Raw genomic sequence first — 24865 nt, forward strand, 5'->3', positions numbered from 1 at the left:
TTTATTGCTGTGTTGCTGCGGCTCACATCGGCCCGTTACGGCGGCTGATTTTCGCCGTGCCGCGGGTTGTTAAGCCTGTCATCCATTTTTCATATCCGCAGACTACATTGGCTCGGCTTTTGCGAACGACGGCGTCAGACAATGCTTTCACCCGCGCCTCTGGATGAAGGCGTTTACTGCCCTGAGCTGGCGCGTGGCTTCTGTCCTCTGACAGTGAGCAGAGTCAGGTGGCCGCAAAAAACGCGATGCAGTACGCGAGACGTCACCAGAAAGCAGACGGCTCGCAATAAGTTAGTGTGCGCACACTATCAAAATAGATCCTGCGCAGGCGGTAATGAGACGTGAAATCAAAGCCTGTCACCGCGTCAGATAACCTCACAGTGATCCCTGAGGGCTCAGACGCGCAAATTCAGCGGCGCAGCAAGGAGAAAACATGAAAACGATTTTGGTGATTTTGGATGGCCTGAGTCACTACGTTGCTCAACATGCTATGGGCTACCTGCATGCGGAATGCGCCCAGGACAGAGGGCATTATTACAGCCTGACCTGCGAGCTACCCTCGCTGTCACGTCCGCTGTATGAATGTATTCTGACCGGCGTTGCGCCGGTGCAGAGTGGCATCATTCATAACGACGTTAACCGTATGAGCCGCGAACGCAGTGTGTTTCACTATGCGCGCGATGCTGGACTGACCACCGCCGCCGCCGCTTACCACTGGATAAGCGAGCTGTATAACCGCACCCCTTTCGTCCCGGCACGCGATCGCCACACTGAGGCCCCGACCCTGCCTGTTCAGTTTGGTCATTTTTACGTCGATGACAGCTATCCAGACTCGCACCTGTTTGAAGATGCCGAGAGTCTTCGGTTACGTTACAACCCGGATTTCCTGCTGATTCATCCGATGAATATCGATCATGCCGGACATCAGCATGGCCTGTCTTCTGCGCAGTACCGTAACCGCGCGCGCATGGCGGATGGCTATCTGTCGCAGTGGATGCCCGGCTGGCTGGCAGAAGGCTATCAGGTCGTCGTCACGGCCGACCACGGGATGAACGACGACCGGTCGCACGGTGGCATGCTGCCAGAAGAAACGACCGTTCCGCTGTTTGTGTTTGGCGAGGGATTCTCGCTAAGGCCCGGCCTGGCGCCTCAACAAACCGAGCTTTGTGGCACCCTGTGTTCACTGCTTGATGTGCTCCATGATAAGCCAGTCCATCATGCCCTGCTGGCGGGCTCAGCATACTGAAGCTGGCGCCCTTCCCCGTGCGGCGGAAGGGTTAAGAACATGAACGTCTTAAACCCGCTCCTGTGCTGACCTGCCAGGGTCAGCAACCGGGTATCACCCGCAGCCCTCTCCGGCCAGCCCCGCGCCCACTGAACGTTTCTGCCGGTGCGATGCGCTACCGCTGACCGTCTAATCGGCCTGAAAAGGCTCGCCCGGTAAACGAAGCGGTGCGCGCAGGCCGGATTTGTCCATGCAGATCGCCAGAGTAGTCTACATTTAGAGATGTCGACGTTGCGCAGGTTGTTTAAAACACTGAAAAAAATTGCACAGCGTCCGGCAATCACGTGATCAGATTGCGTTCTCCATCAGGCTGGCAATCTGAACCGCCTGAAGCCTGATGGTTAAGGAGCCACTATACGTGTTAACCCTGCTTAACTTACTCTCTGCCGTTGCGCTTCTGGTATGGGGCACGCACATTACCCGCTCCGGAATTATGCGCGTATACGGTGCCGATTTGCGCCGGGTGCTCAGCCGCAGTGTAGAAAAGAAACCCATGGCGTTCCTGGCCGGCATTGGCGTGACCATGCTGGTACAAAGCAGCAATGCCACCACGCTGCTGGTGACCTCATTTGTGGCCCAAAACCTGGTGAGCCTGACACCGGCATTGGTGGTGATATTGGGTGCTGACGTCGGGACAGCCATTATGGCGCGCGTCCTGACGTTTGATCTCTCCTGGCTTTCACCACTGTTTATCTTTTTTGGCGTAGTGTTTTTCATCAGCCGCAAACAAACCCGCGCAGGACAGCTTGGACGTACCAGCATTGGTCTGGGGCTTATCCTGCTGGCGCTGCAGTTGATTGTCGAAGCCGCCAGGCCAATCACCCAGGCCTCGGGCGTACAGGTGCTGTTTTCCAGCTTAACGGGTGATGTGATGCTGGATGCCTTGATCGGCGCGGTCTTTGCGATTATCAGCTACTCAAGCCTGGCAGCGGTGCTGATTACGGCCACCCTGACGGCAACGGGCGTGATCGCCTTTAAGGTGGCGTTGTGCCTGGTGATTGGCGCTAACCTCGGCAGTGGTTTACTGGCCGTCATCAACGGCAGTGGCTCCAACGCGGCGGGTAAACGCGTCGCGATGGGCAGCCTGCTGTTTAAGCTGATTGGCTGCGTATTGATTCTGCCCTTTGTCGATCCGGTTGCGGTATGGCTGGACAAGCTGCCGGTGAACGACGAAGAGCTGGTGATCTTCTTTCACGTTTTCTACAACCTGATTCGCTGCGTGGTGATGGTGCCGTTCGCCGATGCCATGGCGCGTCTGTGTTGCCGACTGATTGCTGACGATGCCGAAAGCGATACCACGCTGAAACCCAGGCACCTTGACAGCAGCGCGCTGGATACACCGGCACTGGCGTTGGTTAACGCGGCGCGCGAAGCGTTGCGCATGGGCGACGTGCTGGAGCAGATGCTGGACACGTTTCTGCAAGTGGTTCGTGGAGAAGCACGCGCGGAACGTCGCGTGCGGCGGCTGGATGATGACGTCGATGTGCTCTACACCGCCATCAAACTCTATCTGGCGCGCATGCCCAAAGAGGATTTATCAGAGCAGGATTCTCGCCGTTGGGGAGAAGTGATTGAAATGTCGCTAAATCTGGAAATGGCAGGCGATATCATTGAACGCATGAGCGGCGATGTAGCCGATAAGTCTCTTGCCGCGCGGCGGACCTTTTCGCCAGAAGGCATGAAAGAGCTTGAGTCACTCTACGAACAGCTGGTTGAAAACCTGCGGCTGAGCCTGTCGGTTTTCCTCTCGCACGACGTCACCAGCGCGAAGCGGTTGCGCCGAGCCAAACACCGTTTCCGCCTGAAAATACGCCGTTATTCCCATTCACACGTCAATCGCCTGCACCAGCAGAATGTGCAGAGCATTGAAACTAGCTCACTCCATCTGGGCCTGCTGGGTGATATGAAGCGGCTAAACTCCCTGTTCTGCGCAGTGGCCTACACGGTGCTGGAACAGCCGGATGACGAAAGGGACGGGGATTAATTTACAGGGGCCATCCGGCCCCGTGATGTCGGTTGTACAGGCAAAAAACTACTTCTTTTTCTCAACAGGTTTACCCGACCAGTAACCCGCCAGCAGTGAACCGGACAGGTTATGCCAGACAGAGAACAGGGCGCCCGGCAGCGCTGCCAGAGGAGAAAAGTAAAGTTTGCCCAGCGTTGCGGCCAGTCCTGAGTTTTGCATACCGACCTCAAGCGCCAGCGTGCGGCAGGTGGACTCATCAAAGCCAAACAGTTTACCGCCCCAGTAGCCTCCCAGCAGACCAATGGCATTGTGCAGGATGACCGCTGCAATCACCATGACACCGACTGAGGCAATAAAGCCCTGGCTACCTGCCACGACGGCGCTGATGATCAGCAGAATACAGAGCATGGAAAAGGCTGGTAGATAGGGCTCGATCCGGCGCACCACGCTGTTCATGGTGTGATGGATGATCAGGCCTAACCCGATAGGGATCACGACGATCTTCACGATGCTCAGTAGCATCCCAGCGACATCAACCTGAATGTGCGTATCCACGTAAAAGCGCGTCAGCAGCGGAGTGGCAAACACGCCCACCAATGCTGACACCGACGAGATCGTCACCGACAGGGCCACATCGCCTTTAGCCAGATAGATCATGACGTTAGAAGCGGTCCCACTGGCAACGCTGCCCACCAGAATCATCCCCGCAGCGAGATCCGGCGGCATATGAAACAGCTTAGCCAGCGCCCAGGCGGCCAGCGGCATGACCAGATAGTGTAAGAAGGTGCCGGCAATAACCGGCGCCGGGCGCGTCAGCACGCGTTTAAAATCATCAATGTTCAGCGTTACGCCCATGCCAAACATAATCAGCATCAGCAGATAAGCGACCCATGGACCGATGCCAAGAAAGGTTGTGGGTGAATAGTAGGCAGCGACAGACAACAGAATTGCCCACAAAGGAAACAGACGAGTTAAGGTGGCAAGCATAAACAGATATCCTTATGAGCGAGTGAGGGACTACTGTGAAAGCACGCTGTGCCGCCTGGCGGCCTGTCGTGAAAAAGCCGGACAGAGCCCGGCTTTAACCCAGTGGCGGCTGAGCGCTTATTCAAACAAATTGTGATGCAGTGTACGCACTACGCTTTCAGCATCATTGCCCGGCACAAGGAAACAGAGATTGTAGCTGCTGGCACCGTAGCAGATCATCCGCAGGTTAAAAGGTTCGAGCACGCCGAAGACCTCTTTCCCTACGCCGCAAGCTTTCGACAATTCGTTGCCGATAATGGCCACCAGCGCCAGGTTTTCTTCCACTTCCACCCGACAGAGTGACGACAGCTCCGTCAGCAGCGCCTGGCTCAGCAGATTGTCGCCCGTTGAGGTTGATCCCGTGGTATCCAGCGTTAACGCCACGCTGACTTCCGACGTGGTGATCAGATCCACTGACACGTTGTGACGCACCAGAATATTGAACACTTCAGACAGGAAGCCCGGCGTGTGTAGCATATTCAGGCTGTGCAGCGTGACCAGGGTTTGCTTGCGGCGCAGCGCCAGCGCACGGAACAGCGGTGGATTCGCCGTCTCATTGCACACGCGCGTACCGCCCGCGGCAGGATCTTTACTGGAACCAACAAACACCGGAATGTCGCTACGCACCGCAGGCAGCAGCGTCGCAGGGTGCAGCACTTTGGCCCCAAAGGTGGCCATTTCAGCCGCTTCTTCAAAGGTGATCTCATCAATACGTTTTGCCGCAGGCACCACGCGCGGATCGGTGGTGTAGATCCCCGGCACGTCCGTCCAGATATCCACGCGCGAGGCTTTTAACGCTTCACCCAGCAAGGCAGCCGTGTAGTCACTGCCGCCGCGACCTAACGTGGTCGTGCGCCCTTTTTCTTCGCTGCCGATAAAGCCCTGGGTCACCACCAGTGACGCAGCAATACGCGGTTGCAGTTGCGCGCTAACCTGTTCAGCCAGTACGGCCACATCGGGCTCAGCACGGCCAAAACGGTCATTGGTGCGCATGACTTTGCGTACATCGAACCATTCTGCATTAACCTTGCGTTCACGCAGGATCTCAACGAACAGCAAGGTCGACATCAGTTCGCCGTGGCTGACCAGTTCGTCGGTTAAGGCGTTAGACGTGGCCAGCGCGGCCGCATCGGACAGCATGCCGATGTTATCAATGATGCGGTCGATTTCGTCGCGAATGACGTCCGGATTTTGCAGACGATCGATGATGGCGTATTGAATGCGGCGGATGTCATCGAGTTGCGCTGCACGCTGCGATGTCTCCTGGCCTTCGGCAAGAGAGACCAGCAGGTTTGTGATGCCTGCAGAGGCAGAAAGCACCACCAGCCGGGTATTGCTGTCCTGCAATACCACATCGGCGCTACGGTTCATGGCATCGAAATCGGCAACGCTGGTACCGCCAAATTTCGCTACATTCAGATTCAGAGACATTGTATGACCTCGTGTCAGGGTACGTTGCCCTCATCCGTTAACGGGTGAGAAACAGTAATTCAGCCTAAGCACAAGGAAAGAGCAGAAACGGGTAAGATCGAATAGACGAGTCACCCAGAAGCGCTCCACCTTGCAAAACGTCCGACTGTGGACGTTTCTGGTGACAACCCAGAGGATTCAGCCCCTGTAGCCGACAGTCAACACACCGTGTGTTTACCACCTCGGCGTCGCTCCCCCTGATGTGTTATCGCCGGATACGGTTCCTCCAACACACTGCCTGGGCGACGCGCCTCTTCTGGCTTGCGCACGGGTGCGCAAGTAGCGCGCATAGATTTATCGATTTCTGGCCCTGCTGTCAATGACCGCTGTGGGACAATTTTTCATGCAGAGCGCACCGGATAACAAATTTTGCCCTAATGCAGCGACTACAGTGCTTAATGGCTTCAGCAACGCCACCACTTTCTGATGTGGCACAAGGTATGCGGTCTGCTAACAGGCCATACTTTTCAGCCTTTCCCCCATGGAATCAGGCTGAAATCTTGCCGCATTATTGACCGTAAAACAGCGTGTTTTCATCATGGTGCCTTTATGGCGCAGACAAAATTTTCCTTTCAGTTGCAACTGTGGTCATACTGAAATGCTAACCGGGTACGATGCGACCCCGATGGAATGACGGTTCTTAATATCAACAAGAGTGTTGCCATGAAAAATATCAATCCGACCCAAACCGCAGCCTGGAAAGCGCTGCAAGAGCACTATGAACAGATGAAAACGGCGAAAATTGCCGACCTGTTTGCCCAGGATGCCGATCGTTTTGCTAAATTCTCAGCCACCTTTGACGACCAGATGCTGGTGGATTTTTCGAAAAACCGCATTACTCAGGAAACCCTCGATAAGCTTCAGGCACTGGCAAAAGAGACCGATTTAAGCGGTGCGATTAAGTCTATGTTCTCGGGTGAGAAGATTAACCGCACTGAAGATCGCGCCGTGCTGCACGTCGCGCTGCGTAACCGCAGTAATACGCCGATTATCGTTGATGGCAAAGATGTCATGCCTGAAGTCAACGCCGTGCTGGAAAAAATGAAAGGCTTTTCCGAACGCATTATCGGCGGTGACTGGAAAGGCTATACCGGAAAACCCATTACGGACGTTGTTAACATCGGTATCGGTGGATCTGACCTCGGTCCCTTCATGGTGACGGAAGCGCTGCGCCCGTATAAAAATCACCTGAACATGCATTTTGTGTCTAACGTCGATGGCACGCACATTGCCGAAACGCTAAAAGATCTGAGTCCTGAAACCACGCTGTTCCTGGTCGCCTCTAAAACCTTCACCACCCAGGAAACCATGACCAACGCCCACAGTGCGCGTGACTGGTTCCTGAAAACGGCCGGCGATCAACAGCACGTTGCGAAGCACTTTGCTGCGCTCTCCACCAATGCCAAAGCGGTAGGCGAATTTGGTATTGATACGGACAACATGTTCGAATTCTGGGACTGGGTAGGCGGTCGCTATTCACTCTGGTCAGCAATCGGTCTGTCAATTATCCTTTCTATTGGCTTCGATAATTTTGAGCAGCTGCTGAGCGGCGCGCACGCCATGGATAAGCACTTCTCAACCACGCCAGCGGAGCAGAATCTTCCGGTGCTGCTGGCGCTGATCGGGATCTGGTACAACAACTTCTTCGGTGCCGAAACAGAAGCCATCCTGCCGTACGACCAATATATGCATCGCTTCGCGGCCTATTTCCAACAGGGAAATATGGAATCGAACGGTAAATACGTTGACCGTGCAGGCCAGCCTGTTACCTATCAGACAGGCCCGATTATCTGGGGCGAACCGGGTACAAACGGCCAGCACGCGTTCTACCAGCTGATTCATCAGGGCACCAAACTGGTCCCGTGCGACTTTATCGCCCCTGCTGTGAGCCACAATGCGCTTGCCGATCACCATCCTAAACTGCTGTCTAACTTCTTTGCCCAGACCGAGGCCCTGGCCTTTGGTAAATCGCGTGATGTGGTTCAGAAAGAGTTCACCGACGCCGGCAAGTCTGCCGAGTCGGTCGCGCATATTGTGCCGTTTAAAGTGTTTGAAGGTAACCGGCCTACTAACTCTATTTTGCTACGCGAAATCACGCCGTTTAGCCTGGGTGCCCTGATTGCCCTGTATGAACATAAAATCTTCACCCAGGGTGCCATTCTGAACATCTTTACCTTCGATCAGTGGGGCGTTGAGCTGGGCAAACAACTGGCAAACCGTATTCTGCCAGAGCTCGAAAATGACAGTGATATTACCAGTCATGACAGCTCCACTAATGCCTTAATTAATCGCTACAAGCGTTGGCGTTAAATTTCTCCAGGCACAAAAAGGCGGCTATTTAGTCGCCTTTTTTATTCTATGATGGAGAGTGCAACCCGCTTTTTATCTGAAAAGTCGATATACGGATTGGATAATTCTTAAAATAGGCTGAGGCAAATCCGAAGTTAGCCGGGGTTAAATCATGACAATCTTATTAAAAATGGCCCTAAAACGGCACGAAGATCATTCTTACCTGTTGTTTTATAATGTTATTTAATTTAACCACGCTTAAGGAAATTCCGATAATTCTTATTCCGTACCAAAGAATACTAAATAAGTAGAAACCGCTTTGCTTTCTCCGTCTTTGCAGACAAATATCCGGCTTTTCAACATAAACCCATGCCTTTAAAATAAGTTAACGCTGAATTTACTTAATTTAGCCCGTTTACGCCCTCACAGACTGACAGGTTTTTACATTACTGAACTCTGGTATTTTGTTGCCCTATACTGGACGCGCCCGTAATGGGTCTGTCCTTCGGCTTTGCGTCAACGGTTTATGCTGTTGTGCAAAAATGTCGGATAGCAATCCTTCATTCACTCAATGTAGGTGTTGTTATGAAAAAACGCATGATTGCCGGTCTGGCATTACTTTACGTAGCCGTCTCTTCCAGTGCGTTTGCCGCGCCGGAAGAAGCTGGTGCTGCAGCGGGCGCACAGGCGGGCACCATGTCCGCAGGTACGACGACCGCTGTAGGTATCGGCGTGCTCGGCGCGTTAGTAGGACTCGGTGTTGCCGCTTCTGGCGGTGGTGACGGGGCAAATACTGGTACAACAACCACAACCACAACGGGCACCACGCGTTGATGGGTACCCTGCTCATTCGGGCTGTAGCAAGGCTGCGAACGCGCATATCACGATTCGTTTGCGCAGGTAAATGAGTCGCTATCAGGATGCCACAGCGTCGGCGGCCTGAACGAGTAAGGGTATGGGAGCTTTAAACATAACCACACTTTCGTGTGGTTATTTTTACTTTGGCATCATTTATCAGGGACACATTGTGCGCCAACTTCCGCTGCTGCTCGTTTGCCTGCTGCTGCAGGCCTGTACACAAACGCAAAAAGGACTCGAACAGACCGTGATGATGGCCATTGAAGGGCCAGAAGATGTCACCGTCACGCCTCAGCAGATTGATAATCTGCCCTATGCCAGCCTGTATGCCCGAATCAATGATGGCCAGCGCATTTTTGTCGTGCTGGGTTATAACGAAAATGGCCAGCAAAAGTGGGTCACTCGCGATCAATCGATGCTGGTCACCGCACATGGCAGGCTGATCAAAACGCTGGGCCTGCCTGACAATCTGACAGACGTCAGCAATTTACAGCAGGATCCGCTGGCTAAAGGCCTGCACCTCAGCAACGGAGACAGCTGGACGCGAATTGTTCAGTGGACCGTTCAGGGCAACGTCCATAGCGGAACCCTGAGCTCAACCTTCACGCGGGGCGATGACGAGGTGCTGGATATTGCGGGGAACCGCATTGCCTGCCGCGTCTGGCATGAGCAGCTTCATATCGACAGCCTAGATCGCGAGTGGCAAAACACGTTCTGGATCGACAACAGTAGCGGTCAGGTCGTGCAGTCCCGACAAATGCTGGCTGCCGATGCATTCCCTGTTGATATCACCATTCTGAAGCCGGCAAAATCATGAAAAACATAACACGCTTGTTGGCAGGAATGAGCCTGCTCACCACCCTGGCCGCTCAGGCCGCAGGTCAGGTTACCGTGCATGCCCCCCACGATACCCAGAGTGTTCAGGTTAACCAGGTGGAAAACCTGGCACAGCTGGTGACTCAGCCCGCGCTGATGACAAAGACTGACTGGCGACGCGCCGTTATTGCCGAGCGCGGGGCAACGGCAGTCGCGCAGCAGCAGTATCAGCAAACGCTGGCGCAGTTGCGCGCCTGGCGTGCCGACAGTAGCGGAGAGCAGGCTGCGGCAATTGATGCCGTTATTCATCAGTTAAGCGGTATCCGGGTGACCGGGCGGCAGTTCACCTCCCTGGATCCCGACTGGATCCGTCTGCACACGATGGATAACCGCCGCCTGGAAGGCAGCTACGATCTCTACCTTACCCAGCCCAGCACCAGCGTCCTGTTGTTTGGCCCCATCGCGGGTGCCGGTGCCGTGAACTGGCAGCCAGGGAAATCCGTACGGGATTACCTGAGCGAGCACCCCCGCCTGGCTGGAGCAGAACGTAATATCGCGATTGTGATTGCGCCGGACGGCACGACGCGGGAAGCGCCTGTGGCCTACTGGAATCACCGCCACGTTGAACCCGAACCCGGCAGCATCATTATGACGGGCTTCTCGTCGTGGAGCCTGCCAGGCGCGTTTAAAGACCTGAATGATCGCCTTGTTTCTGTTCTGACTCACCGGATACCAGACTGATGAAAAAACGTTATCTTCTCAGCCTGTTGGCTGTTTCTGTGGCAAGCGCCTGTCAGGCCCATGCGGAAATGTATGCCGCGCCGGTAACGCCTTCGCAGTCTGATTTTGGCGGCGTGGGCCTGATGCAGGTGCCCACCGCGCGTATGGCGAAAGAGGGCGAATTTAGCCTGAACTTCCGCGATAATGATCAGTATCGCTACTATTCTGCTTCACTGCAGCTTTTTCCCTGGCTGGAAACAACCGTGCGTTATACCGATGTGCGCACCCGGCGTTACAGCGCGGTGGAAAGTTTCAGCGGCAACCAAAGCTATAAAGATAAAGCTTTCGACCTGAAGCTGCGCCTGTGGCAGGAAGGTTACTGGCTGCCGGAGGTCTCGTTTGGTACCCGCGATCTGGGCGGCACCGGCCTGTTCGACAGCGAGTACCTGGTCGCCACCAAAGCCTGGGGGCCGTTCGACTTTACGTTGGGTATGGGCTGGGGCTATCTGGGCAACAGCGGAACCGTGAAAAATCCCTTCTGTTCCTACAGCGACAGCTACTGTCAGCGTCCCGGCGTCGGTCAGGCGGGATCGATCAATGGCTCGCAGATGTTCCACGGCCCTTCGGCGGTATTTGGCGGGATAGAATACCAGACGCCCTGGCAGCCGCTGCGCCTGAAGGTGGAATACGAAGGTAACGATTACAAGGATGATTTCGCCGGACGCCTGCCGCAGCGCAGCAAGGTCAACGTCGGTGCAATCTACCGCGTCACTGACTGGGCCGATATCAATGCCAGCTATGAGCGCGGCAATACTTTTATGTTCGGCTTCACCATTCGCACCAACTTCAACGATATGCATCAGGATCATATCGACAGTCCGAAACCTGCGTACAACCCGAACCCGCAACCTAAGCTGCTGGAAACCACGGTGACAGGTAATCAGCTGTCTGAACTGAAGTACAACGCAGGCCTGGCTGGTCCAAAAATCCAGACCAAAGGCAGCACGCTGTACGTATCAGGCGAGCAAACCAAATACCGTGACACGCGTGAAGGTGTGGATCGCGCGAACCGCATCATCATGAATCATCTCCCAGACGGTATTGAGACCATAAACGTGACGGAGTCGCGTTACAACATGCCTCAGGTCACGACAGAAACCTCCGTTGCCAGCCTGCGCAACGAGCTGGGGGGTTATCCATTAGGGCATGAAAAGCCGTTACAACAGGTCCGCACAGATCCGGTTGATCCGGAGCCTACCGAGCAGGGCATGTTTATTCGCAAAGAGCGCCTGAGTTACAGCCTGTCGCCGGTACTTAACCAGTCTGTGGGCGGCCCGGAAAGTTTCTATCTGTACCAGGTTGGCGTGATGGGCAACGTCGATTACTGGCTCACCGATCACTTGCTGGTAGGCGGTAGCCTGTTTGCTAACGTTGCGAACAATTACGACAAATTTAACTACAACGGCGCACCTGCGGATTCCACGCTGCCACGCGTGCGTACGCACATTCGCGACTACGTTGAGAACAACGTTTACGTTAACGATCTGCAAGCCAACTACATGGATTATCTGGGTAACGGATTCTATGGCCAGGTCTACGGCGGCTATCTGGAAACCATGTATGGCGGCGTAGGCGGCGAAGTCCTCTATCGTCCGGTAGACAGCAACTGGGCCGTTGGCGTGGATGCTAACTATGTGCGCCAGCGTGACTGGGATGACATGATGAGATTCACCCGTTACGAAGCGCCTACCGGCAACCTTACCGGCTACTGGCGCCCCTGGTTTATGGAGAACGTCTTAGTGAAAGCCAGCGTCGGGCAGTATCTGGCGAAGGATAAAGGCGTCACGATTGATCTCTCTAAGCGCTTCGACAGTGGCGTGATGGTTGGCGTTTATGCCACAAAAACCAACGTATCATCGCAACAGTATGGCGAAGGTGACTTTACTAAAGGCTTCTATATCTCCATCCCCATGGATCTGTTTACCGTTACGCCAACCCGTGGCCGTGCGCAGATTAACTGGGTACCGCTCACCCGTGATGGTGGCCAGATGCTGGGAAGGAAGTACCAGCTGTATGACATGACCTCGGACCGTGACGCCCGGTTTAACTAAAAAAGAGGCAGCCATCAGGCTGCCTTGTTTTTTTAGTCGGCGTCGTAACCCAGATTGGGGGCCAGCCAGCGCTCCACTTCGCTTACCGACATGCGCTTACGCGCCGCATAGTCCTCAACCTGATCGCGCTGAATCTGCGCCACGGCGAAGTAGCGGCTGTCAGGGTGGCTGAAGTACCAGCCTGATACCGAGGCGCCCGGCCACATGGCAAAAGACTCCGTGAGTTTCATACCCGCGTGCGTTTCCACATCCAGCAGCGCCCAGATAGTGGCTTTCTCAGTGTGTTCCGGACAGGCCGGATAGCCCGGCGCCGGGCGAATGCCCTGATAATTTTCGCGGATGAGCGCCTCATTACTGAGGTGCTCATCGGGAGCAAAACCCCAAATTGTTTTGCGCACCTGTTCGTGCAGATATTCGGCGAAGGCTTCGGCTAAGCGGTCCGCGATAGCTTTGACCATAATCTTGTTGTAGTCGTCCTGCTGCTTATCGTAAGCCTCGGCCAGCGCATCTTCTTCCAGCCCGCCCGTAACGGCAAAAGCCCCGATATAATCAGCTTTACCGCTGCTTTTCGGCGCCACAAAATCGGCCAGACAGTAGTTGGCAAAGTCGGTTTTTTCCGTTTGCTGCCGCAGATGATGGCTGATGTTCAGCAGCGTATCGCGCTGCTCATCCGCAAAGATATGAATATCGTCGCCCACGCGATTAGCCGGGAACAGGCCGACCACGCCGCGTGGCGTCAGCGCTTTTTCGTCACTCAGCTTATCCAGCATCGCGTTAGCATCGGCAAACAGTCGTTTCGCTTCATCGCCCACGACCTCATCCTCCAGGATGCGCGGGTATTTGCCAGCCAGCGACCAGGTCATAAAAAAGGGCGTCCAGTCGATGTAATTGCGCAGCACGTCAATGCCCGCGTCAACGCGCCTGACACCGACGTGCTTCGCTACGGGCGGTGTATAGCTGTCCCAGTCAATCTTCGTCGCGTTGTCGCGCGCAGCGCTGAGTGACACCGGCGGCGTGCGCGGTTTTTTACGCGCATGCTGAATACGCACGGTTTCATATTCTTTGCGGGTGCGCGCAACGAAGTCATCCCTGAGCGTATCCGATAGCAGGGATGACACGACACCCACCGTGCGCGAGGCGTTTTGCACATAAACGGTGGGCCCGCTGTAGTGCTGTTCGATTTTCACGGCGGTATGGGCTTTAGACGTGGTGGCGCCACCAATCAACAGCGGCAGCGTAAATCCCTGACGCTCCATCTCTTTCGCCATGTTGACCATTTCATCCAGCGACGGCGTGATGAGCCCAGAAAGACCAATGATGTCAGCCTTCACTTCGCGCGCGGTCTTGAGGATTTTCTCGCCCGGCACCATCACGCCGAGGTCGATAATCTCATAGTTATTGCACTGCAGGACCACGCCAACAATGTTTTTGCCAATGTCGTGGACGTCGCCTTTGACCGTTGCCAGCACCACCTTACCGTTACTGCGTCCGGCTTCTTTACTGGCCTGAATGTAGGGTTCAAGCCAGGCGACGGCCTGTTTCATCACGCGGGCCGATTTCACGACCTGCGGCAGGAACATTTTGCCTTCACCAAACAGATCCCCCACCACATTCATGCCGGACATCAGCGGCCCTTCAATCACGTCTATCGGGCGCGCGGCCTGTTGACGGGCTTCTTCCGTGTCCTGTTCAATAAACTCGGTGATGCCTTTGACCAGTGAGTATTCCAGCCGTTTCACCACGTCCCAGCCGCGCCATTCAGCCTGCTGCTTTTCATCCGCACTGTCGCTTTTATTGCGGCGGTATTTTTCCGCCAGCGCCAGTAATCGCTCAGTACCGTCGGCGCGCCGGTTAAGGATCACGTCCTCAACGGACTCACGCAGTTCGTCAGACAGGTCGTCATAAATGGCCAACTGCCCGGCGTTCACGATTCCCATGTCCATACCGTTACGGATGGCGTAGTAGAGAAACACCGCGTGAATCGCCTCACGAACCGGATCGTTGCCCCGGAACGAGAACGAGACGTTAGATACGCCGCCCGAGATCATCGCATGGGGCAGTTCACGTTTAATGTCTTCGCAGGCCCCAATAAAATCCATCGCGTAGTTGTTGTGTTCGTCGATACCGGTCGCAACGGCAAAAATATTGGGATCGAAAATGATGTCCTCAGGCGGAAACCCCACCTGTTGCGTCAGGATCTGGTAGGCGCGGCGACAGATCTCAATCTTCCGCTCACGCGTATCGGCCTGCCCCACCTCATCGAAGGCCATCACCACCATGGCGGCCCCGTAGCGGCGGACAAGGCGGGCATGGTCGATAAATACGGCCTCACCTTCTTTCATTGAGACGGAGTTGACGATGCCTTTTCCCTGAATACACTGCAGCCCTTTCTCAATAACCTCCCATTTCGAGGAGTCGATCATAATGGGCACGCGGGCAATATCGGGCTCACCCGCAATCAGGTTGAGGAAACGCACCATCGCGGCTTCCGCGTCCAGCATTCCCTCATCCATATTGATATCAATAATCTGGGCACCGCTCTCAACCTGTTGTAACGCGACTTCCAGCGCCTCATGATATTTATCTTCTTTAATCAGGCGCTTAAATTTGGCAGAGCCGGTAACGTTGGTGCGTTCTCCCACGTTCACAAATAACGATTCTGCACTGATATTCAGCGGTTCAAGACCCGAAAGACGGCAGGCAACGGGCAGTTTGGGGCGCTGACGTGGCGCAACGCCTTCCACGGCCGCCGCCATGGCAGCGATGTGCTGTGGCGTGGTGCCGCAGCAGCCGCCAACAATGTTCAGAAAGCCGGCGTTGGCCCATTCCCCAATCTGCTGCGCCATCACCTCTGCATCGAGATCGTATTCGCCGAAGGCGTTGGGCAAACCGGCATTGGGATGGGCAGTGACATAGCCTTCGGCGATGCGTGACAGTTCAGCGACATACTGGCGTAGTTCATCCGGCCCCAGTGCGCAGTTCAGACCAAAGGATAAGGGTTCTGCATGGCGCAACGAATTATAAAAGGCTTCGGTAGTTTGTCCGGAAAGCGTGCGGCCTGAAGCATCGGTGATGGTGCCGGAGATCATCAACGGCAGCGCCACGCCAAGGGCTTCCATCTCTGCTTTCACCGCAAAGACAGCCGCTTTGGCGTTGAGCGTATCGAATACCGTTTCAATCATGATGATGTGGCAACCGCCTTCCACCAGCGCCCGGGTGGACTCACGATAGGCGTCCACCAACTGATTGAAGGTGATATTACGGAACGCCGGATCGTTAACATCGGGTGAGATCGAGCAGGTGCGGTTGGTGGGGCCCAGTACGCCCGCGACATAGCGCGGTTTATCTGGCGTTTTTGCCGTCCACGCATCTGCGCAGGTACGCGCCAGCTTCGCGGCCGCGAAGTTAATCTCTGCCGACAGGGCTTCCATCTGGTAGTCCGCCATCGCAATGGGGGTGGCATTAAAGGTATTGGTTTCGAGAATATCCGCGCCGGCGGCCAGATACGCATCATGGATCTCGCGGATCACCTCTGGTTTACTTAGCACCAGCAGATCGTTATTGCCTTTGAGATCGCAGGGCCAGTCAGCAAAACGGCTGCCACGAAAATCGTGTTCGTCCAGTTTATAGCTCTGGATCATGGTGCCCATTCCACCATCTAATACCATAATGCGGTGGGCAAGTTGCTGATGCAGCGCGTCGGTTAGATTGCTCACGGTTATCTCATCCACGTCAATGCGCTGGTGAAATACCAGCCAGTCATTCTTGCATAAGGTCATGATGCCTCAAAGTAACCTTAGCGGAGATTTTCAGGGAAGTGATTATCAGGTCTGACCAGCACGTCAGCGTTTGCATTCAGGCAGATTAAAACGAAAATGGTTTCCACTATGTGAAAAGGAGAAACAGAATGGCAACGCCCGTCGCCGCGAAACGCGGAAAAAAACCCCGTGGCACCCCTGCCCCCTCAGCGCCCGCAGGCGGTCAGGTTCAGTCACTGACCCGTGGGTTAACGCTGCTGGAGTTGATCGCTAATTCACATGGCAGCGTCGCGCTTACCGAACTCGCGCAGCAGGCCGGGTTGCCTAACTCCACAACACATCGCTTGCTGACCACTATGCAGCAGCAGGGGTTTGTGCGCCAGGAGGGCGATTTAGGCTACTGGACCATGGGGGCACATGCGTTTGTGGTTGGCAGCAGTTTTTTACAGAGCCGGAACCTGCTGGCGCTGGTCCACCCGGTGCTACGTACGCTGATGGAAAACTCGGGTGAAACGGTCAATCTGGCGGTGCTGGACCTCAGCGATTTTCAGGCGGTGATTATCGATCAGGTACAGTGTACGCAACTGATGCGCATGTCTGCACCGATCGGCGGCAAACTGCCAATGCATGCATCGGGCGCAGGTAAAGCTTTTCTGGCGCATCTCAGCGACGAGCAGGTCACCGCTCTGCTGCATCAGAAAGGCCTGCATTACTACACGCCCAATACGCTGATGTCACCTCAGAGTCTGAAAACCAATCTGGCACAGATCCGGACTCGGGGATTTTCTTTCGATGACGAAGAACATGCGCTCGGTTTGCGTTGTGTGGCGGCCCCCATTTACGATGAGCACGGCGAGCCATTTGCGGCGCTTTCCATCTCTGGGCCTATTGCCCGCATGACGGACGACCGCATCACCGAACTGGGCGCGCTGGTCATCCGCGAAGCCCGTCAGGTCACCCTGGCGTACAGTGGCCGTTAAAGAAATGCCGCCCGCCCCACCCGATAACGCCAGCGCGCCCTTCATGCTTTCTCAACCGCAGCCTTTATAAGAAACAGCCTGTGGACTGGCCAGCGCCGCCCTAAAAGGGGGCGCCCGCCGTCAGTCCAACAATCCATTACGCAAGACCGCTATATACGGCATCGCGCAGCATCACGGGGAACTGACCGTTTACCCCTTCCGGCGTCGTGTTTGTCATGGCTAGTACACAGAGTTCTTTTTGGCGATCAACAAACCAGGTATGGCCGTAAGCGCCGCTCCACGACAGCGTGCCCGCTGACTGAGGCGACCCGGCCGCATCGGGATCGGCAAGCAGTGCCCAGCCCACACCAAATCCCCATCCCGGTCCCTGCGTGGCATATTTCGCGGCAACGTGTTCCTGCGTCATATAGTCAAAGCTGTCGCGCGTAATCAGCGGCGCGCCCTGCCGGCGGATCGTTTCCAGCAATTGCATGAAATCGGGGGCCGTCCCTGCCATTCCCCCGCCGGCGCACGGCCAGGCATCGGGTTTGAGAATACGGTCAGGACAGAAAATGGCTGCGCCCTCACCAAAAGGTATTCGTTGATTCTCGCCTATCGCCGTGGGCACCGGGCTGTCATCGGTATACACCGTGGTTAAACGCGCCTCATCCCTGACGGTAAACAGCGTATCTTTCATCCCGAGCGGTTCCGTGACCGCATGACTTACCAGATCCGGCAGACGCTTACCGGTTGCCCGCACCATGATTTCGCCCAAAACATCAATGCCCAGGGAATAACGCCAGCCGCTTCCCGGTTCAAACTGCAGCGGAGTGCCTGCCAGGCGTTGTAGATTCTCTTCGATGGATAATCCCGGTTGATAGTCGATCCCATCAGACACGTTCAAGGTGTGATAAAGGGAATCAGCCGGCGCGGAATAACGGTAACGTAAACCTGACATGTGACTCAGGAGATGTCGTACCAGGATGGTTGCAGGTTTCCCCTCTTCCAGGCAGGGACGGAAATTGGGAAGCCAGCGCGTAATGTCGTCATCCAGCGTCATGTACCCTTGTTCGATCAGGCGCATTGCCGTCAGGCTCACGATAGGTTTGGTCAGCGAGGCAAGGCGGAAAATCGCATCCAGCGCCATGCCTTTCTTCTGCTCTCTGTCAGCCAGACCCGCCGCTCGCTGATACATTAATTCGCCGGCTTGGGCTACCATCACCGTACAACCGACAATGCGCTGTGCATCAATCGCCTGATCGATAACCGCATCCATAGCGGCTTCAAGTTTTGCAGAGGATGGAACACGTCCTGATGTAAAATAAATCATTATCGATTCCTTGAATAATTTCAAAAAAAATAAAAAGCGTTATTTTCATTACTTTTATACATTACAAGAAGAATAGATTTTATATATTATCCACCACCTTATTTAACAAAAACCCCAAACAAGACCCACATCAAATAACATCCTTCTCACATAATAAAACATCCCATTCATTTAACTGGTCAACCAAAAGTTGACTTTGAGTCTAACTTATGGACATCCAGGGGATTTGTGATCGACCTCTTTTTTTTAAAAGAGCAGACTGATTACCATGCATTCGCACTACAAGCAAAAAATACACTGACAGATAATCAACATAGCCTTCACTGTGTTGACTTAACCACCGTCAACACTGGTTAACCAAAATAAAGTTCATTTGACATTAAACATCAGAACGGGAATCAACCCACTTATTTTAAACATTAAAACCAACCAACAATAAAAAACAAAAGGAGGAACATTATTTAAACAAAGCGTCGATTCAATTTAACCGTTTTCTCCTATTACAAATTAACTAAAAAACAATTCTCTTCATCTTCACGATCGCATAACAACCTGAAGATGTTTTCTGACCGTTACGCTGAATTAATCAAGGGAACATTATGATGACAACAACAATACCGCCACGCAGGAAGGTGGGCACGGGCACCGCAATAGGCTATGGCATTACCGATATTTTTGGCGGTGGCTCCATGGCGCTAATTGGGACTTGGTTGCTTTTTTTCTATACGACATTTTGTGGTCTTTCGATGCTCGAGGCGAGCTCCATTTTTGCTATCGCCCGCATCATTGACGCTATTCTCAGCCCGATAATGGGCTATATCACCGATAAGTTTGGCAGCACCCGCCTCGGTAAACGTTTTGGCCGACGCCGCTTCTTTCTGCTCATCAGCGCCCCGCTGATGTTTATCTATGCGCTGGTCTGGGTCAGCGACATGAGCTACTGGTACTATCTTGGAACCTATCTCGCGGTAGAGTTACTGGTGGCGATGGTGTTAGTGCCCTGGGAAACCCTGGCGGCAGAGATGACCAACGATTTTGGCGAGAGAACCCGTATGGCGGCAATCCGCCTGACGTTTTCTCAGGTGGGCACCTTCCTCACCGCCTCAGTACCGGGCGTTATGATCCAGTATTTTGGTCAGGACTCTGCCCTGACATTCACCTACACCGGTATCCTGTTTTCATGCCTGTTTTTTATTGTGGTGCTGATTACCTGGTCCTGTACCTGGGAATCGAAAGACATGAATCCCGAAGAGTTTGAGCGACTTAACGCCGGGCCAAGTATTGGACTGATATCCCACCTGAAAAATATGTTTATCGAGCTGGCCACCACCTTCAAAATCAAAATATTCAGACAGCACTTGATTATCTATATTTCATCATTTACGGCGCTGGATATTTTCATAGCGGTGTTTGTTTATTTCGTCGTATATGGCCTGAGCCTGGATGCGGCAAACGCGTCAGCCTATCTTTCGATTGCCACCTCCGTATCCATTCCCGCGACGCTGCTTTTCATGTTTATGCTGGACAAGCTGAATATCAGGCCCGCCCTGGCCATGCGTATTTCTTATCTGTGTATTTTTGCTGTACTCGGTTATCTCATTTTGATGTATATCGGCCATAGCGCTGTGTCTTCCTGGTGGCTCACCACGCTGGTATTTGTTCTGTTAGGTTTTGGCCGCGCAGGGCTTTATTTTATTCCCTGGAATATTTACAGCTTTATTCCTGATGTGGATGAAATGGTCACATGTCAACGGCGTGAAGGCGTCTTTGCTGGCGTGATGACGCTGATGCGCAAAAGTACCGTGGCCGTCGCAATTATGATAGTCGGTGCCGTACTGGAGCACAGTCATTTCGTCAAAGGGCAGTTAATTCAGCCAGAAAGTGCGCTGAATGCAATTACTGGTCTGCTGGTCTTTGGCTCCGGTGGTTTATTACTCATCAGCTTATATATGACCTTCAAATTTAAACTGACCCGTGAAACGCATCGGGTTCTGGTGAAAGAAATTGATCGCCTTAAGGCCGGCGGGAATAAAGCCGACTGTACACCCGAAACCAAAGTCGTGGTGAAGGCCCTGACCGGCTACGACTATGAACAGGTGTGGCAGCAGGATAATAACGCACGCCCTTAATTCAACCAGGCCAGTTCTTGAGTGGGTTGCACGTTACGCATGGCTGATCCCATCGGATAGCAGCCCGTTCTGCCTGCGCCTGAACGTAATGAAAATACTTAATACGCCAGGGATTCCTTTATGAACACACGTTTTTTTCGCTGCATGGCCATCGCTTTGCTGCTGTGTCCCTCGCTGCTGTACGCCGCAGCCATTAATGATAATGAAGACAGTTTAAGAATTCGTTTAAAGAATGATTTTCGACGAGCAGACAAGCCGAGTGCAGGTACCGGGCGTGATATCTACGCCTGGGTACAAGGCGGGCTCATTGATGTGAACACCCGCTACTATTCTGACTTTATTGGTATCAGCGCGGGTGCCTATTACGTATACAAACTGGGGGCGAAAGACGGCTGGAGCACCCGCTACTATCTGGATGGGCACGATAGCTTTGGCGTGGCAGTCGGCGCGGTCAAGCTTAAACCCGCCGATAATCTCTACTTAACCATTGGGCGGTTTGGTACCGACTATGGTTACGGCAGTCTCCCCTACCGCATTCCACTGATCGCCGATAATTCGTCCCGCACGATACAGACGATTTCTGAAGGCGTCCTGGCCCGTTTTGAGGCAACAGAAAACCTGGAATTCTGGTCAATGTGGCGTAAACGCGCCTTCTACTATGTCGATTCGGCAACCGGCGTGCGTGATGAAGGGGTGATTGACAGCGCAACAGGTAAGTACCATCCCCGCCGGGGACGCGGCTATTTGGTGGGATCATGGCACGATGCGTCGTCACGCTATTCGTTGGGGGCGTCTTATCAGCAAGATGTCTCAACCCAGGTGCAGAGCATTTTTGAAAAAACGCATACCTTTTCCAACGACCATACACTGAAGTGGGAGCTTATGGGATTTTATGGTCAGGTAGAAGGGATGAGTAAGCCTCTTAGTTACCATCACGAGACCGCCTTAATTTCCGGACGCTTAACTTACTCTTTTGATAAGGCAAGATTGTTTGGCGCCGTGGGCAAACTGACCCATGATATCGATGGGCGCATTGTCTACACCGATATTGGCTATCCCGACTCCCTGAGCATCGACCGCAACAAGGAAAACATGTTATCCGCGCAGTTTGGCGGGCAGTATTTCTTTAATCAAAACGTCGGTGTCATGCTGGGGCCAGTTATCACCAGAGGTTACGAAGACAAGCAGCGTAATACTAAAATTAACGGGCTCGGACTCATGGGAGCGGTGATGTATAACGTTACCGATGGGCCATTCAAAGGACTGAATATGTACGTGGCTGCTGACCGTGCCAGAGAGAAACGGCCCGGCAGCGCGCTGGGCGATAAACTTTATTACTGGGATGTGAAAACCGGCGTGCAATACGATTTTATGTTGAAGTAACGACGCATCCATTACGTCGCACAGGTGTTTCAAAAGTGGCATCGTATGATGTCACTTTTAATAAAAACCGCAATTAATTGTTAAATAAGGGATAAATCCTCTTTTCATCTGGTCAACCAGTTTATCTTAACGTGCGCAAAACCCTGTTACCTTACCCGTTGGGTGATATAGTTTTCGCCGGAACGGTATCTGACGGGAGCATAATTATGAGGTCTGTCTCTCAGCAGCGGCCCTATCAGCAAGTGGGTATAAAAATCCGGCAACTGATTCTGGAGACGCCTTACCGCTCGGGTCAGCGTTTGCCGCCAGAACGTGAAATTGCTGACATGCTCGACGTCAGCCGCACCGTGGTTCGCGAGGCGTTGATTATGCTGGAAATTGAAGGGCTAATCGAAGTCAGACGCGGTGCTGGTATTTATGTGGTGGAGCACAAAAATCCATTACGTATTGAAGAAGTGAACACGCATTTTTGCAACGATGCCGGCCCGTTTGAACAGCTTCAGGCACGACAGCTACTGGAAAGTAATATCGCCGAATTCGCCGCGCTTCAGGCCACGCGGGAAGATATCGTCAAAATGCGTCAGGCCCTGCTGTTAGAAGAGCGCGAACTGGCAAGCTGCTCGCTGGAAAACTCAGAGAGCGGTGACATGCATTTTCATCTTGCCATTGCCGAAGCAACGCATAACAGCATGCTGGTCGAACTGTTTCGCCAGTCATGGCAATGGCGTGAAAATAACCCTATGTGGATTCAGTTGCACAGTCACCTGGGCGATACGCTTTATCGTAAAGCATGGTTGATCGATCACCGACAGATTCTTGCTGCACTCATCAAGAAGGACGCACGCGCTGCAAAGCTGGCGATGTGGCAACATCTTGAAAACGTGAAACAGCGCCTGCTGGAGTTTTCCAATGTTGATGACCTTGATTTCGATGGTTATCTGTTTGATTCATGGCCGCTGGCAAAAACGGACGGCTGAATGCCTGCAGTAGCAGGCACACGTGACGACGTCGTCAACGTGCTGCCGTAACGGATGCAGAAACGCTGGGCATGCTGCCAGGCGATCACGTCCTCAATATGCCCCTGAGCGATGCGCTGCTGTTGTGCACGCCACCAGCTAGCCTCAAAAATTTCCGGATGCCGGTGTTGCAGTAGCGCGCCTGTGGCAGGCTCGCTGCATAATGCATAGCGGAAGGTTTCAGGAAATACGTCATCCGGCCCCACGCTGTACCAGGGCTCCGCACTGAGCTCATCTTCTTCATATCGCGCCTGAGGAACCTCACGAAAATTGAGTTCCTGCATAGGGCGGATTTCATCGTAATCATAAAACACGACGCGCCCGTGTCGGGTGATGCCAAAGTTTTTAAACAGCATGTCGCCGGGAAAGATGTTGGCGGCAGCCAGCTGTTTGATCGCATTGCCATACTCTTCAATGGCGTGCTGGCGCTGGTTTTCACTGGCCTGCGCCAGGTAAAGATTCAGGGGCTGCATCCGACGTTCCAGCCAGAGGTGGCTGATGATCAGGCGGTCGCCCTCAATACGTATCTTTCCGGCAATCGTGTGTTGAAATTCCTCCAGTAGCGCGGGAGCGATACGCGCGAGCGGCAACGCAAACTGTTCAAAAGCCTGTGTATCGGCCATGCGCCCCACGCGGTCGTGCTCTTTGACCTGCTGATAACAGGCCCTGACCTGCATTTCTGTGACCTCTTTTTGCGGTGCAAACCGATCTTTGATGACTTTAAATACCCGATCAAAGCCCGGTAATGTGAACACCAGCATCACCATGCCACGAATACCCGGTGCAATCTCAAACGCGGCGTCGGTTTGCGCCAGCGCCTGGAGATATTCCCGATAGCTTTCCGTTTTGCCATGTTTTTGACAGCCGATAGCCATATAGCGCTCTGCCAGGGTTTTACCCGGCAATACAGGCTTGAGCCAGGCCACCAGCGCCGCCGGCAGCGGCGCATAGACCATGAAATAAGCGCGGGCAAAGCCAAACACGATGCTCGCGTCATTGACGTCCGTGAGGCAGGTATCAATCCACAGTTCGCCCTTATCGCTGCGCTGAATCGGCAACAGACAGGGAAATATGCCGTCGGGCAGGTGCAGCCGGGCGACAATCCAGGCGGTTTTGTTGCGAAAAAACAGCTCACTGCAAACGTCCAGCCAGCCCTGCTCCAACTGGGCGGCGGAAAACTGCTCGCGCAAATGGCGGTGAATCCACGCTTCATCGCGCGCCCGATCCTGCCATGGCAGCGTTAAAGGCAGGTCGCGCAGTACTTGGTGGAACAGCGCTTGCCAGCCCTGATGTGGCAGATAGGTCCGCGCCAGAGGGCGCGCAGGGGAAGTTTGCGTTGAGGCTGGCTGAGAGCTGAAAATAAACAGGCGTTTCGGCTGCAGTGCATTATGGCCATGCAACCGGCAATACACCGAATTAAAGAAGCTCTCGGCAATTTCGTAGCGCGGATAGCCGGGCAACAGGGTTTCGTAATGGCTTTTAATCGTCAGCCAAAAGTCATCGTCCCAGTGTGCCGCCCCGTTCAGCACGCGCAATTGATCGGCGACTAATGCCACGTGATGATCGTAAAGATGAATACGCGCCTTCATCGCCTGCTGTACCGCCTGCCATTCGGCCTGTTCAAAACGCTGTTGTGCGCCTGCGGTAATGTCGAGAAAACGACCATACTGCGCGTCAAAACCCTGCAGAATGGTGTGAGCAATCAGTGATTCGCGTGGCGGCATGATTCACTCCTGAAAAAGCCCGCCC

The 24865-nt window shown here is 53.9% G+C and carries 16 protein-coding genes and 1 riboswitch; of the genes, 11 read left to right on the forward strand and 5 right to left on the reverse strand.

What is annotated here, in order from left to right:
• Positions 1–433: 433 nt before the first annotated feature.
• Positions 434–1246, forward strand: a complete 813-nt coding sequence (locus P9J57_RS19460; protein WP_014606949.1) for an alkaline phosphatase family protein — start codon at positions 434–436, stop codon at positions 1244–1246.
• A gap of 397 nt (positions 1247–1643) precedes the next feature.
• Positions 1644–3269, forward strand: coding sequence for a Na/Pi cotransporter family protein (locus P9J57_RS19465; RefSeq protein WP_014606950.1), 1626 nt, complete (start codon positions 1644–1646; stop codon positions 3267–3269).
• 48 nt (positions 3270–3317) lie between these two features.
• Here P9J57_RS19465 and panS read toward each other — a convergent pair whose 3' ends face one another.
• Together panS and lysC are read right to left on the reverse strand one after the other, a co-directional pair.
• Positions 3318–4238 carry a ketopantoate/pantoate/pantothenate transporter PanS gene (gene panS, locus P9J57_RS19470; protein WP_013024148.1) on the reverse strand — a complete coding sequence of 307 codons (921 nt, stop codon included), beginning with the start codon at positions 4236–4238 and terminating at the stop codon, positions 3318–3320.
• 117 nt (positions 4239–4355) lie between these two features.
• The gene (gene lysC / locus P9J57_RS19475) at positions 4356–5708 is read right to left on the reverse strand and encodes a lysine-sensitive aspartokinase 3 (RefSeq protein ID WP_014595054.1); all 1353 of its coding nucleotides are present in this window, start codon (positions 5706–5708) and stop codon (positions 4356–4358) included.
• Positions 5709–5818: 110 nt separating this feature from the next.
• A riboswitch (Lysine riboswitch) is annotated at positions 5819–6011 on the reverse strand.
• 399 nt (positions 6012–6410) lie between these two features.
• Between lysC and pgi the strand changes: the two genes are divergently transcribed.
• The 5 genes from pgi (at position 6411) to P9J57_RS19500 (ending at position 12541) form a co-directional block, all read left to right on the forward strand.
• Positions 6411–8057 (forward strand): glucose-6-phosphate isomerase, encoded by a 1647-nt coding sequence (pgi, locus tag P9J57_RS19480; protein WP_014606951.1) that lies wholly within the window; start codon positions 6411–6413, stop codon positions 8055–8057.
• Between the two features lie 564 nt (positions 8058–8621).
• The gene (gene yjbE, locus P9J57_RS19485; protein WP_026020991.1) at positions 8622–8870 is read left to right on the forward strand and encodes an exopolysaccharide production protein YjbE; all 249 of its coding nucleotides are present in this window, start codon (positions 8622–8624) and stop codon (positions 8868–8870) included.
• A gap of 193 nt (positions 8871–9063) precedes the next feature.
• Positions 9064–9711 (forward strand): YjbF family lipoprotein, encoded by a 648-nt coding sequence (locus P9J57_RS19490; RefSeq protein WP_033766286.1) that lies wholly within the window; start codon positions 9064–9066, stop codon positions 9709–9711.
• Positions 9708–10451 carry a capsule biosynthesis GfcC family protein gene (locus tag P9J57_RS19495; RefSeq protein WP_013024143.1) on the forward strand — a complete coding sequence of 248 codons (744 nt, stop codon included), beginning with the start codon at positions 9708–9710 and terminating at the stop codon, positions 10449–10451. The genes P9J57_RS19490 and P9J57_RS19495 overlap by 4 nt, the downstream gene beginning before the upstream one ends.
• Complete coding sequence (locus tag P9J57_RS19500) at positions 10451–12541, forward strand: YjbH domain-containing protein (RefSeq protein WP_013024142.1); 2091 nt, start codon at positions 10451–10453, stop codon at positions 12539–12541. Before P9J57_RS19495 ends, P9J57_RS19500 begins: the two co-directional genes overlap by 1 nt.
• 32 nt (positions 12542–12573) lie before the next feature.
• Here P9J57_RS19500 and metH read toward each other — a convergent pair whose 3' ends face one another.
• Positions 12574–16209 carry a methionine synthase gene (gene metH, locus P9J57_RS19505; RefSeq protein ID WP_232285091.1) on the reverse strand — a complete coding sequence of 1212 codons (3636 nt, stop codon included), beginning with the start codon at positions 16207–16209 and terminating at the stop codon, positions 12574–12576.
• Positions 16210–16448: 239 nt separating this feature from the next.
• Here metH and iclR point away from each other — a divergent pair, with 239 nt between their 5' ends.
• Positions 16449–17279, forward strand: a complete 831-nt coding sequence (gene iclR, locus P9J57_RS19510; RefSeq protein ID WP_014595049.1) for a glyoxylate bypass operon transcriptional repressor IclR — start codon at positions 16449–16451, stop codon at positions 17277–17279.
• Positions 17280–17415: 136 nt separating this feature from the next.
• Here iclR and P9J57_RS19515 read toward each other — a convergent pair whose 3' ends face one another.
• Entirely contained in the window at positions 17416–18588 is a 1173-nt protein-coding gene (locus tag P9J57_RS19515; RefSeq protein WP_105088421.1) for a serine hydrolase domain-containing protein, read from the reverse strand.
• Between the two features lie 599 nt (positions 18589–19187).
• On the opposite strand from P9J57_RS19515, the gene P9J57_RS19520 reads away from it, so the two are divergent.
• The 3 genes from P9J57_RS19520 (at position 19188) to uxuR (ending at position 23077) form a co-directional block, all read left to right on the forward strand.
• The gene (locus tag P9J57_RS19520) at positions 19188–20717 is read left to right on the forward strand and encodes an MFS transporter (RefSeq protein WP_015701276.1); all 1530 of its coding nucleotides are present in this window, start codon (positions 19188–19190) and stop codon (positions 20715–20717) included.
• 120 nt (positions 20718–20837) lie between these two features.
• Positions 20838–22100, forward strand: a complete 1263-nt coding sequence (uidC, locus tag P9J57_RS19525) for a glucuronide uptake porin UidC (RefSeq protein WP_013024137.1) — start codon at positions 20838–20840, stop codon at positions 22098–22100.
• A gap of 206 nt (positions 22101–22306) precedes the next feature.
• Positions 22307–23077, forward strand: a complete 771-nt coding sequence (gene uxuR / locus P9J57_RS19530) for a Uxu operon transcriptional regulator (protein WP_014595046.1) — start codon at positions 22307–22309, stop codon at positions 23075–23077.
• On the opposite strand, the gene aceK is transcribed toward uxuR, so the two are convergent.
• Positions 23035–24840: a bifunctional isocitrate dehydrogenase kinase/phosphatase gene (gene aceK, locus P9J57_RS19535; protein ID WP_013024135.1), complete on the reverse strand. Its 1806-nt coding sequence runs from the start codon at positions 24838–24840 to the stop codon at positions 23035–23037. The genes uxuR and aceK overlap by 43 nt on opposite strands.
• Positions 24841–24865: the final 25 nt, after the last annotated feature.

This window comes from Pantoea sp. nfd-35, assembly GCF_056892255.1.